Annotated in this window: 9 protein-coding genes; all 9 read left to right on the top strand. The window is 34.5% G+C overall.

The genetic code is table 11. The features are described 5' to 3' along the window. The first annotated feature begins 201 nt into the window (after positions 1–201). On the top strand, positions 202–891 hold the full coding sequence (locus FLP_RS05015) for an SGNH/GDSL hydrolase family protein (RefSeq protein ID WP_065448431.1): 690 nt from the start codon (positions 202–204) through the stop codon (positions 889–891). Between the two features lie 286 nt (positions 892–1,177). Next, entirely contained in the window at positions 1,178–2,119 is a 942-nt protein-coding gene (locus FLP_RS05020) for an ROK family protein (protein WP_065448432.1), read from the top strand. Positions 2,120–2,151: 32 nt separating this feature from the next. Beyond that, entirely contained in the window at positions 2,152–2,667 is a 516-nt protein-coding gene (locus FLP_RS05025) for a cupin domain-containing protein (protein ID WP_065448433.1), read from the top strand. 572 nt (positions 2,668–3,239) lie between these two features. After that, the gene (locus FLP_RS05030; RefSeq protein ID WP_065448434.1) at positions 3,240–4,265 is read left to right on the top strand and encodes a LacI family DNA-binding transcriptional regulator; all 1,026 of its coding nucleotides are present in this window, start codon (positions 3,240–3,242) and stop codon (positions 4,263–4,265) included. 538 nt (positions 4,266–4,803) lie between these two features. Next, the gene (locus FLP_RS05035; RefSeq protein ID WP_207797813.1) at positions 4,804–7,848 is read left to right on the top strand and encodes a SusC/RagA family TonB-linked outer membrane protein; all 3,045 of its coding nucleotides are present in this window, start codon (positions 4,804–4,806) and stop codon (positions 7,846–7,848) included. Positions 7,849–7,859: 11 nt separating this feature from the next. Beyond that, a complete protein-coding gene (locus tag FLP_RS05040; protein WP_207797814.1) occupies positions 7,860–9,482 on the top strand; it encodes a RagB/SusD family nutrient uptake outer membrane protein in 1,623 nt (540 codons plus the stop codon). A gap of 29 nt (positions 9,483–9,511) precedes the next feature. Next, the gene (locus tag FLP_RS05045; protein WP_065448437.1) at positions 9,512–10,636 is read left to right on the top strand and encodes a SusE domain-containing protein; all 1,125 of its coding nucleotides are present in this window, start codon (positions 9,512–9,514) and stop codon (positions 10,634–10,636) included. Between the two features lie 61 nt (positions 10,637–10,697). After that, positions 10,698–11,879 (top strand): glycoside hydrolase family 76 protein, encoded by a 1,182-nt coding sequence (locus FLP_RS05050; RefSeq protein ID WP_065448521.1) that lies wholly within the window; start codon positions 10,698–10,700, stop codon positions 11,877–11,879. 176 nt (positions 11,880–12,055) lie between these two features. Beyond that, entirely contained in the window at positions 12,056–13,864 is a 1,809-nt protein-coding gene (locus tag FLP_RS05055) for a glycoside hydrolase family 2 protein (RefSeq protein WP_089477430.1), read from the top strand. Positions 13,865–13,866 lie beyond the last annotated feature (2 nt).

Genomic DNA, 13,866 nt, shown 5'->3' on the forward strand with positions numbered 1-13,866 from the left:
TTTTTTATACTAAAACGTTTTAGTATATTTGCCAACATGATATACCTTTTTTGCGTATTAAGGAATGTTTGTAGTGTATATTTTTTTAATTGTAATACAGACTGTTAAAATTTTAGTCATACTACTTATTGTTCGTTAATGTTTGAATGGTGAAAGAGTTCTCTAATCTAGATATATAACCGAATACACATTGCGAATTAAATGAAAACACCTTTATTTTTCTGTTACGTCCTGATACTTTTTTTTTCTGCAACTTATTCCCATGCTCAGGATTGGCCTAACTTAAATCGTTATAAGGATGAAAATTCTAAAGTTCCGGTATTGAGTGCTAAAGATCATAGTAGGGTAGTTTTTATGGGAAATTCAATTACAGAAGGATGGATCAACAAACGACCTGATTTTTTCAATTCAAAAAAATATATCAACAGAGGAATAAGCGGTCAGACGACACCACAAATGTTATTGCGTTTTAGACAAGATGTAATTGCTTTAAAACCTGCTGTGGTGATTATTTTGGCAGGTATAAACGATATCGCTGAAAATACTGGACCTTATTCTGCTGAGACAACTTCGGGAAATATATTTTCGATGTGTGAACTGGCCAGACAAAATGGGATAAAGGTGATTCTTTGCTCGGTTCTTCCTGCATTAGATTTTAAATGGAAGCCCGGTTTAGAACCAGCTAAAAAAGTTGTAGCCCTAAACAGTGTCCTAAAAGCATACGCAGATAAAAATAAACTTTTTTATACGGATTATTTTTCAGCAATGGTAAATGAAAAATTAGGTTTAAAAGATGAATTAGGTACGGATGGCGTACATCCTAATGAAGCAGGTTATGCCATTATGGAACCTATTTTAGAAAAAAACATTTTTAAAGCACTTAAAAAATAAATTAAATTCTTTCTGAATCTGCAAATGCAATTGCATAATATTTTTGAAATGACCGAGATAAGTTTGTTCAATCTCATTTGTGAAAATAGAACAAGAGTAAAAGTAATTCAGGAGAATAGTATTGTTTTTTGACAATATAGTATCGGATGTTAAAAGTCTTTCTTTTTAGGTTTGAATATTATTTTTTAAATCCTTCAAAGAGGCTAATCCACAAAGAAATAGAGAAAAAACAGAGATAATTAATTGAATTGATTATGAGTAAAAAAATAATTAAAATGAGTAACAAATGTCAATAACAATAGGTGTAGATATTGGAGGGAGCCACATCAGCAGTGCTGCCGTAAATGGTAATGATTTTGTGATAATTCCGGGAACATATTTTAGCGGAGCTGTTGATAGTAAGGCTTCTAAAGAAGTAATTATTAAAAAATGGGCCGAAATAATCAATCAGACTATTCAGGTAATTCAGGAAAACTATGACTATTCTTCAAGTGATGTTATTGGAATCGCTTTTTCTATGCCAGGCCCGTTTCAGTACGAAACAGGAATAGCTATGTTTGAAGGAAATGATAAATACGAGTCCCTGTATAATGTATCGGTTGCAGATGAACTTTTAAAATACCTAAGCACACAAAATGTAAGCTTCAGGTTTCTTAATGATGCCAGTTGTTTTGGAGTAGGAGGATCGCTTACACAAGAATCTGAATTGAATAATAAAGTAATTGCTATAACTTTAGGAACTGGTTTTGGAGCCGCTTTTTTAGACCATAAACTGCCAATTACACAAGGAAGTAATGTACCGCATAATGGTTGTTTATGGGACAAACCTTTTCAGGATAGTATTGCTGATAACTACTTTTCGACCAGATGGTTTTTAAATCAGTACGAAAATAGTACCGGAAAGAAATTGACAGACGGTGTTAAGGAAATAGCCGGTATTGAGGATTATTCGACTGCAAAAATATTTGATGATTTCGCCCATAATTTAAGTGAATTTTTAGCGCCTTTTATTCTTGATTTTGATGCAGATCTTTTGATTATCGGAGGGAATATTGCCAAATCAAATCGATTGTTTTTGACTAAATTTCAGGAGAATTTAAAAAGCAAAAATGTAGACATAGCAATTTCTATTATCGAAAATACAGAAAAGACCAGTATTCTGGGATCAAGTTATTTATTTAATGAGGTTTTCTGGGAACGCATTAAAGCAGAATTACCGTATTTCTAGAAAAAATAAAAATTGTAAAAAAAAAAGAAAACATGAATATCAAGATAGAAGATAAAGACAGTAAAGCATTGGTCTTTGATAAGATTAGAAATGAAATCGAAAAACACAATTTTACGATCATCAACGAAGACCAGACAAGACCTTGGGGTGGTTTTTTTGTGATCGAAGAAAGCCAGGCAAGTGCTTTTATAACAAAGTTTTTTTCGCACTTAAAGCTTGACGAGGTTCAAATCACCAATAAATTAAGCCCAAAGATCTTAGTGGTAGCTCCGGAAAAAAGATTATCGTGGCAATATCACTTTAGAAGAGCCGAAATCTGGAAAGTGGTTGAAGGTCCCGTAGGAGTAAAAATTAGCGATACAGATGTTGAAGGAGAATTAAAAACATTGCAAAACGGTGATTTTATTGAGATGGACAAAGGAGAACGTCACCGCCTGATAGGTTTGGATTCGTGGGGTGTGATTGCAGAAATCTGGCAGCATACAGATCAGGATAATCCTTCGGATGAAGAAGATATTGTTCGTCTTCAGGATGATTTTGGACGTTAATACAAAAAATAATCTCGCAAAGACGCAAAGGCGCAAAGTTTATTTAGCCTAAACGATTAAAATGATTAAAAAAATAAGATTAAATTAATTTAAATCTGCGTGAAACAAAAAAACTTTGCGCCTTTGCGTCTTTGCGAGATTAAAACATTACAACTGATAAATTAACTGAAAAAAAAATAGGAGATGCACAGGCTAAAAGTTTTATTAGCCACTGATTAAACGATTAAAAACGATTAAAAAAAACAGCTTTAATCAATTTAAATCTTCGTGAAACAAAAAACTTTGCGCCTTGGCGTCTTTGCGCGATTAAAATATTACAACTGATAAATTAACTGAAAAAAAAGGGGAAATGCACAGGCTAAAAGTTTTATTAGCCACTGATTAAACAATTAAAACGATTAAAAAATCAGCTTAAATCAATTTAAATCTGCGTGAAACAAAAAAACTTTGCGTCTTTGCGAGATTAAACTTTTGAACTTACTTTAAGTAAAATAGTACTAATTTAACGTCACAATTATAACTTTACTATATTTGAGCAAAAATTGTGGTTTTAAATTAAAAATGATTTTAAAATGAAGAAAAAACCTGTTTCTATTAGAAATATTGCCGATGAATTGAAGATATCTGTTACTACGGTATCTTTTGTATTAAATGGTAAGGCAAAAGAAAAACACATTTCTAAAGAGCTTACAAAAAAGGTTTTAGATTATGCAAAATTAATAAATTACAGACCCAATCAAATTGCACAAAGCCTAAGAACCGGAAAATCTAAAATTCTGGTTTTTATGGTCGAAGATATTTCCAATAACTTCTTTTCTAAACTTGCCCGAATTTTTGAAGATATTGCATACGAAAAAGGATATAAAGTTATTTTTTGCAGCAACGAAAATGATGATGAAAAATCAAACGAATTAATCAATTTATTTAATTTTCGTCAGGTAGATGGTTTTATTATTGTGCCTTCTCCGGGAATAAAAGATACCATCGAAGGTTTAATAAAAGATAATATTCCAGTCGTTTTATTAGACAGGTTTTTTCAAGGATTAGATTGTAATAGTGTTGTTATTGATAATGTTCAGGCGTCTTTTGATGCGACACAGCATTTGATACAAAACAAGTTTAAAAATATTGGCTTTATCACAACCGCTTCAGATCAGAGCCAGATGATGGGACGTTTGTCCGGATATGAAAAAGCAGTCGCAGAAAATGGTTTGAAATCCCATACGCTTCAAATTCCTTTTAATGAAATTATTAAAGGAAGAGGTAAGGAGTATGTTAAGGATTTCTTTGAAAAATATACTGATTTGGATGCTGTTTTTTTTGCTACAAATTATCTTGCACAAAGCGGACTGGAAGTTTTAAAAGAAAACAATCCAAAATTAATTAAAGAGTTGGGTATCATTGCGTTTGATGATAATGATATGTTTAAAATCTACGATCCTACCATAACATCTGTTGCACAGCCTTTGATAGAAATAAGTACGAAGCTGATGGAATTGATGCTGCCTCTTTTAAAGAAAAAAGATGTGAGCGAAACCCATCATAATATTGTATTAAAAACAGAACTAATACTGCGCGAATCATCACTTGTGAAGTAAGGCAATTACTACGGTAATTTGCTGAAAAACAATACTACTTTTTTTAGAAAATCCGAGACTCAATAAGTATTTATTGATTCTCGGATTTTTTTTTATCCCATTTACTAAAAATAAGCTTTTTAAGTCTTATAAATTGATTTATATCATTTTTCGAGATCAATAATTTTAACAATTAATATAACGTTTTCGTTGAATTTTATTGCGTAATATTTAATATAAGTCACCTAATAAGCGCATATCTTATAAAATTAACATTAAAATTATATTTAGCAAAAAAAGTTTTTTTTTACTAAAACGTTTTAGTATGTTTGCTATGAATTAATAAGTTATTGTAGCTCGTTTGGTTTTTAACGATTAAAATTTACCGGAAACTTTTAACCGATCAAAAAACGAGACCAGCTAATTTTTAAATATTTGAAGTGATTTTAAATTTTAAAAAAACAGTTCTTAAAACTTCAGAATTAATTCAGTAAAAACTAACTAACCAAAATTTTTCATGATGAAACAATCAAATTGCAGAAAGAAAAAAATGCTCTGTATGCATTTTTTCCTCACAATTATTCTCATTTGTGGCGGGTATAACAATGTTACTGCCCAGAATCAAAAAACTCAGGTTACTGGGGTCATCACTTCACTTTCAGACAAACTGTCTCTTCCGGGAGTTTCTATTATTGATGTCAGTGATCCAAGAAATGCAGTAAATGCTGATTTTGACGGGCATTATTCGATAATATTAAAAAACGGAACAGGTTCTTTACGCTTTACAATGATTGGTTACAAACCAATAGAACTAAAAGTAAATAACAGAAGCGTTATTAATGTGGTTATGGACTTAGATGTCTCAGCTTTAGATGAAGTAGTTGTTGTAGGTTATGGTACACAAAAGAAAAGAAAAGTTGTAGGTGCCATTGATCAGGTTAATAATGATGCGTTCAAAGACAGACCAAACGTAAATGCAACACTGGCTTTGCAGGGTAAAGCGCCAAGTTTAACCATTCAGCAAACAAACTCAGAGCCGGGTGCAGGCTTAAACCTTAACATTCGTGGGATAAGTACATTAGGAAACAATAGTCCGCTGATAGTTATAGACGGTATAGTAGGAGGAGATATTAATGCTTTGAATCCTGCTGATATCGAAAGTGTATCTGTATTAAAAGATGCCGGTAGTGCTGCGATCTACGGATCCAGAGCAAGTAATGGAGTGGTGCTTATTACAACCAAAAAGGGAAGTAAAAGTAAACCAATGTCTATTCAGTACAGCAGTCTTACCGGATTTAATAGCCCAAAATACTTTACAAAACCGGTACACGGATACGAAAATGCGATGTTGAGAAATGAAGCAGCTTTTAACTCCGGAGAAACTACTGCAGTGTTTTCGGCAGCTAAAATTGCAGAGCTAAAGGCAAACGGGGATACAGAATGGTTTGCAGAAGAAATTGTAAAACCGGCACTTCAATTAAACCAAAATTTATCTTTTTCGGGCGGAAGCGACAACTCTACTTATTTAGTATCATTAGGATACCTGGATCAGGAAAGCACATTCGTTGGTCCCAAAAAAGGTCAGGAACGTTACAACTTTAGAATAAATCTTACGAACGAGTACGGTAAATTTAAGTTGACGTCGACATTGGCTTATTCAAAACAAAAAATTACAGATCACTCCTCAAGCACAGGTACCTTAATGGCTGATGCTTTCAGGGTTCCGTTATATTATACGCAAAAAGATAAGGATGGTAATTACCTGACCAATGATGTGTTACAACAATTTAATTCATTAGGAATTCTGGAACAGGGAGGTTTTAGAAGATACGATAATGATGATATTTTTGGAGCTTTTAATGCAGAGTTTAAATTATCGAATTCCTTAAAAGTAAAAGGTGTTTTTGGAGGACGTTTATGGTCTGGAAGTATGTACAGCAGAGTAAAAGAAGTGAACTTTTCGCCTCAGGGAGTTTATGGTGCTGACAGAGATACAAATGATGAAACCAGAAAAAGTCTTGACCTGAACACACAGTTTATGTTAGAGTACAGTAAAAGTTTTGGTAATCATAACGTAGGCGGATTGATTGGAGTTTCTAACGAAAATCATTCAGACAGAGGAATCGGGATCTACAAAAAATATACTGATCCGGATTTGGGAACTCCAACCAGCGAAACAGTAATTGGAGAGAACTCTTATAACTCTAATGGAAGTTCATCAAAAAACAGTCTTAATTCTCTTTTTGGTCGTGCATCATATGATTTTAAAGATAAATATTTTGCAGAATTCAGTTTTAGATATGACGGATCATCAAAATTCAGAGATGAATTAAGATGGGGATTCTTTCCTTCGGGAACACTTGGTTATGCATTGACCAAAGAAAGTTTCATGGAAAACTATAACGATAAGGTGGGTAACATTAAACTAAGAGCTTCTTATGGTATTTTAGGAAACCAAAACGTGGGTAACTATCAATACCAAACGACTTATTTTACTTTTCAGAATGCTTATGGTTTCAACAATAGCGGTGTGAGCGGTACAGGATATAATTTTGCAAATCCTGATATTCAATGGGAAAAAGCAGCCACTTTTAATGCAGGAATCGATGCAGATTTCTTTAAAGGAGCCTTATCATTTTCATTCGACTATTTTGATAAAGTAACATCAGACATTCTTGTTCCACCGCAAGTACCGGGAGTTTTTGGTACGGGACTACCAATGTTTAATGCCGGTAAAGTAGGAAACAAAGGATGGGAAATTAGTGCCACTTACAGACATAAAGGAAAAGTATTAAACCATAGTTTGATGGTGAATTTTGGAGATTCGAAAAATAAAGTGCTGGACTACGGCGGAAAAGAAAGATTGAGCGGAGTAGAAGAGTTACAGGTTATTCTTCGTGAAGGACTGCCTTTCAATTCTTATGTGGGATTAAAAAGAGATGGAATTTTCCAGAACTGGGATGAAATCAAAGGAGCAGCAGTTCCTGAAGGATTAAGTGTACAGCCGGGTGATAACCGTTATGTAGACGTAAATAAAGATGGTAAAATTGATGACAATGACAAGTTTGTTTTCGGTAATCCTTTTCCAAGATATACTTACGGAGCTACTTATAATTTAGATTACAAAAATTTTGATTTAAGCATTTTTATTCAGGGTGTTGGAAAAAGAACCATGATGATTAGAGGAGAGCTTGTAGAGCCGTTTCATTACAATTATGGTATGACAATGTACACACACCAATTAGATTACTGGACGCCTCAAAATCCGGATGCAAGATATCCAAGATTGGCAAACAATGGTACACAATCTAATACAAACAACTTCAGAAGAGGTTCTGACATGTATTTGTATGATGGTGCCTATGCAAGGCTAAAAAATGTGCAAATAGGGTATTCATTATCAGATGATGTGGCACAAAGGTTAGGAATGAGCAGATTTCATGTTTATGTTTCAGGACAAAATCTACTTACATTATCTAAAGTGAAATTTGTTGATCCGGAACTTTCTGAATTCAACAATAGCATGACACCTTCGGGAGCTAACAGCGGAAGAGCTTATCCAACGCAGGTTTATTACGGAATGGGTATTGATATTACCTTTTAAAAAAAATGAAAATGAAAAATATACTTAAACAAATAAAATTCATACCAGTTGTACTCTTACTATTGGTAAGCTGTGAAGATCTGGACCTTGCGCCTGAAAATCAATTTACAGATTCTAATTATTGGACAAGTGTAGATAAAGCCCAGACTTTTCTAAATACGGCTTATTCGCAAATGCAAACCAGTCAATATTTCTTTTATAATGAAGCACTATCGGATAATGCTTTTAACGGAAGAGGAGATAATGCAGGAGCTGCATCAATCGGAGCCGGAATTTATGATCCTTCTTTAGGAAGAATAAAAGAAGAATGGAATAACCGATATGCGGGTATTAAAACCTGTAATCTTTTATTAGAAAATATCGACCGTGTTCCTAATGCAGATGCAACTGTAATTGCAAGAATGAAAGCAGAAGCCCGTTTTTTGAGAGCTTTCCAACATTTTCAGCTAACAACCTGGTTTGGAGATATTCCTTTAATAAAGAAAGATCCTTCTCTTGAAGAAGCAACATCAGTAAGCAGAACATCGCATGCAGAAGTGATTGCCTATATTTTAAGTGAATTGGATGCCATAATTCCGGCATTGCCAAAGAACACACAATATGCCGCTGCAGACAGAGGAAAAATCACGGTAGGTGCTGCAGTAGCGCTAAAAGCAAGAGTTCTTTTATATGAAGGTAAATGGGATGAAGTTGTAAAAACAGTAGAACCATTTATAGCGATGAGTTACGGAACCTATAGTTTGTTTCCTTCTTACGAAGGTTTGTTTCAACAACAAAACGAGTACAACAGTGAGGATATTTTAAGTTTACAATATGTACCACAATTTAGAATGTGGGGAGAGTTTTTTGATATGGCTCCGCTTTCTGCCGGTGCAAGGTTAAATGCTTTGGCTCCAACTCAGGAATTAGTAGACAGTTACTTAATGATGAACGGAAAAAGAATTAACGAAGCCGGATCAGGATACAACGAAAATGATCCTTATATCAACAGAGATCCAAGACTAACGAATACTGTAGTTTACGATAAATACAATTGGAAAGAAGGAGACGGAAGTTCTCATATTATTTACATCAAACCAGGCACTTCAGTAGGAAACGCTGCAGATGAATTTGTACAAGGATCATCTTCGACTCCTACAGGATATTATACTCGTAAATATTATGATACGCAACATTTAACTTCTTTGCAGTCAGGTTTAAATTTAATGTTGTTTCGCTACGCCGATATATTGTTGATGTACGCAGAAGCAAAAAATGAGCTGAACCAAATGACAAGTGCAGTTTGGGATCAAACCATTAAGCCATTAAGAACCCGTGCAGGTTTTACTGATGCAGCAGCTTTATCTTTTAATAGTGCTTTAGGACAAACAGGACTTAGAGAAGTAATTAGAAATGAGCGCCGTACAGAATTTGCTATGGAAGGTTTAAGAATCTTTGACATTAGAAGATGGAAAACTGCCGAAGATGTTTTGAATGGTTATGCACATGGAGCCAAATTTGGTGTGTCATCTGTAGACAATGGTTATTTAAGAGTGAACTTAAGAACTTTTGATCCTGATAAACATTATTTATGGCCAATACCAAGAGATGAGCGTTTGATTAATACAAATTTATCTCAAAATCCAAACTGGTAAAACTATCTAACAACCTAAAAATAAATAACATGAAAAATATATATTCAAAATTATTATTACTAGTATGCGCAATCTTTGTGGCAAGTTGCGACAACGACGATACAATGAGTCATACTAATGTAAGTGCTGTTAATGCGCTTTATTCTCCGGCGAATAATAAATTTTATGATCTTGGTGCACAAAGTTCTGCTGTTTTCGAATGGGAAGGAGCTAAAGCAGAAGACAACGGAGTGGTACTGTATGATGTGGTTTTTGATGTTGAAAACGGAGATTTCTCTAAACCGATTTACGTAAGACCATCTGACGGAAACGGATTTCAAAAAACATTAAACCTTTCTTTTACAGAGCTTAATAAAATTGCCGGATTGGCAGGTATTGCATCTGAAACTATCGGAAAATTGAAATGGACTGTTTATTCTTCTAAAGGTGTAAATGTTCAAAAATCAAGTGTTTCAGGTATTATCGAAGTACAAAGACCAGGCGGTTTTCCAACTCCGGATCAGTTGTTTATTACAGGATCAGGTTCAGAAACAGGAGAAACAGTGGCAGATGCGCAGGCTTTTAAGAAAACTGGTGCTACGACTTTTGAAATCTATACGAAGTTACAAGCAGGAAGCTATAAATTTATATCAAGAAAAAATGGAACTCCTGAGGTTTTCTATATCAGCGAAGCCAAATTAAAACAAGACGGAGCAACGACTTATACAGGAGATGCAAAAGTGTATAAAATTAAAGTTGATTTTAGTGATGGTTCAACGACTATGACAGAAATTAAAAAGATCGAATTATGGTTCCCTCCACTTAGCCAATATTTATTTGAATATACATATTCAGGAAAAGGAATCTGGAAAGCTGCCAATAAAAAAATCACTTTCAAAACAGAATCATGGGGTAAAGACGAGCGTTACAAATTCAAATTTACAGTCGTAAACGGTGCAACTTCAAGCGAAGAATGGTATGGCAGTGTTAATAATGATAACAACAGACCAGACGGTAACGTTGCAGCATCATACTGGTATATGGTTCCTGTAAGCAATGATGTATGGAATAACAGTTTCAAATTTGCATCTGCAATAGACGGTACTAACGTAAATGCCGAAATTAATTTTAGTGCAAGTGTACCGGCATATACACACAGTTTTACAATTCTATAAATAACCCTCGACGTCTCTTAGAGATTGTTTCTAAGAGACGTTTTATTAAATGAAATATATTATGAAAAAATTATTTTCAACACGTTATAACATCATGTTACTTTGTGTAATAGGATTAGGGTTATTGACTACTTCATGTGATGATGATGCAGTTCCGTTGCGTGATCCTAATACCACAACCGGTCCTGAATTTAAATATACATGGGCACAAACAGCCGATTCTTTACAGCTTTCGACCTATAATAATTATTTGGGATCTAACGGAACTTTCGTAGAAAACAACACAGGAAACAGTACATTTCATTACTGGCCAAATGCTCACGTTCTTGACGTTCTTACAGACGGTTATTTAAGAACCGGAAATGAAAACTACAAAACCAAAATGAAAGCATTGGTTCAGGGAATTAAAGTAAAAAACGGAAATACCTACAACAATGTTTTTAATGATGATATGCTTTGGCTGGCCAATTCCTGCCTTCGTGCTTACAAAGCAACAAACGATCAGGAATATAAAGATGTTGCCGATTTTTTATGGGAAAGATTAAAGCTAAGCTGGAGTGATGTTTTTGGAGGAGGTATTACATGGAAACAAGATTCTCCAAAACAAAAAAATGCCGTATCAAACGGTCCTGCAGTAATCCTTGCGATGAGATTGTATGAAATAGATAATGATGCTGATGATCTTGTTTGGGCTAAGAAAATTTATGCATGGCAAAAAAACAATTTGGTAGATCCGGTTTCAGGAGCAGTTTGGGATAATATAGCAGAAGTAAATGGAGTCGTGACCACCAATAAAGACTGGGTATTTACTTATAATATGGGAACCTGGATTGGTGCCGGTTTAAGATTGTACAAAGCTACAAACGACCAGACGTATCTTGATGATGCGGTAAAATCAGGAAGAAACGTTTTGACTAATCCAAAATTAGTTTCAGAAGGACTTCTTAAAGATGAAGGTCAGGGCGACGGAGGATTATTCAAAGGTATTTTGGTACGTTATTTTACAGAACTAATAGAGCAGCCAACGATCAATTCGACGGATAAAGAAACTTTTGCAGCATTTATGAAATTTAATGCGCAGTCATTTTATAAAAAAGGAATCCTGAGACCTGCAATGCTTTCAGGAAATAACTGGAAAGTAGCTCCTGCAGCGGGAGGAAAAGTAGATTTAACCACGCAATTGAGCGGAGTTATGTTAATAGAAGCAGCAGCCAAGCTGGATAAAGATGGTTATTTTGATTAATTATTTAGTGGTAGTTTAAGTAGTAATTTTTGTAATGCCTGAAGGAAATAAACAGCCTTCAGGTTTTATACTGTTTATCAGTTTAACAGAAATAGCATGTAAAGCACGAAGTAAGAGTATGATAATCATTCAATAAAGTACTTTCCGGAAATTTGTAAAAAAAATAAAATATTATAATGAAGAATAAAATCACAATTATACTTTTTCTTTTTGTAAGTCTAGTATCCTTTGCACAATGGAAACCACAAGGCGATAAAATAAAAACAAAATGGGCAGAGCAGGTTGATCCCAACAATACACTTCCTGAATATCCACGTCCGATAATGGAAAGAGGTCAATGGAAAAATCTTAATGGTTTATGGAACTACGCAATACAACCGGCAGGACAAACAGCGCCAAAAGGCTACGACGGAAAAATCCTCGTTCCTTTTGCTGTTGAATCAAGCCTTTCCGGGGTAATGAAAAAAGTAGGTTCAGAAAACGAATTATGGTATGAAACCAATTTCACCATCGACAGCAACTGGAAAAGTAAAGATATTTTATTGCATTTTGGTGCAGTAGACTGGAAAACAGAAGTGTGGATAAACAATGTAAAAGTAGGAACACATACAGGAGGATTTACGCCTTTTACTTTTAATATAACACCATTCTTAAACGGAAAATCGCAAAAATTAGTGGTAAAAGTTTGGGACCCAACAAACGACGGAACACAACCAAGAGGAAAACAAGTTAAAAATCCTGAAAGTATCTGGTACACGCCGGTAACAGGAATCTGGCAGACCGTTTGGTTAGAACCGGTAAGTAAAAAATACATTACCAATTTAAGAACCACACCGGATATAGATCGCAACACCATTACTATCGTTCCGGAAGTTGAAGGAAGTACACCAGGCGATATTGTTGAAATTACAGTATTCGATGGTATCAAAACGATTGCATCAGAAAAAGGAGTAGCAGGCCAGTCTTTGGATATTGTAGTAAATAATCCAAAATTATGGTCGCCTGATACACCATTTTTATATGATATTAAAGTAAAATTAATTAGCAGTGGCAAAGTAACAGACGAAGTAAAAAGCTATTTTGCAATGCGTAAAATTTCTTCAAAAAGAGATGATAAAGGGATTGTGAGAATTCAGTTGAATAATAAAGATTGCTTTCAGTTTGGTCCGCTTGATCAGGGATGGTGGCCTGACGGATTGTATACTGCGCCAACAGACGAAGCTTTAAAATATGACCTTGTAAGAACAAAGGAATTAGGTTTTAATATGATTCGTAAGCACGTAAAGGTTGAACCGGCAAGATGGTACACACATTGCGACAGAATGGGATTTTTAGTATGGCAGGATATGCCAAACGGAGATGATGGCCCAATCTGGCAAATGCATAAATATTTTGAAGGGACAGAACTAAAAAGAACAGCACAATCTGAGGCGACATACAAAAAAGAATGGAGAGAGATTATGGATCATTTATATTCGTATCCAAGTATCGTAGTTTGGGTTCCTTTTAATGAAGCCTGGGGACAATTTAAAACAGTTGAAATTACAGAATGGACGCAAAATCATGACCCAAGCAGATTGGTGAATTCATCAAGTGGAGGAAACCATTTTCAAACAGGGGATATGTTAGACATTCACCATTATCCTGAACCTAACTTAAAATTGTATGATGCACGCAGGGTTACAGTGTTAGGAGAATACGGAGGAATTGGTCTTCCGGTTACAGGACATTTATGGCAAACAGATAAAAACTGGGGATATACACAGTTTAAAAATAATGACGAAACCACAGCCAAATACAAAGAATATGCAGATCAGTTAATAAAATTATCCAAAGTAGGTTTTTCAGCAGCTGTTTATACTCAGACTACTGATGTTGAAGGCGAAGTAAACGGTTTTATGACCTACGATCGTAAAGTGGATAAAATGAATTTTTCTGAGGTTAGTAAAATAAATAAAGAAGTAATTAACGCTATTAATAATTAAGT

The organism is Flavobacterium piscis, assembly GCF_001686925.1.
GTDB classification, from domain to species: Bacteria; Bacteroidota; Bacteroidia; order Flavobacteriales; family Flavobacteriaceae; genus Flavobacterium; species Flavobacterium piscis.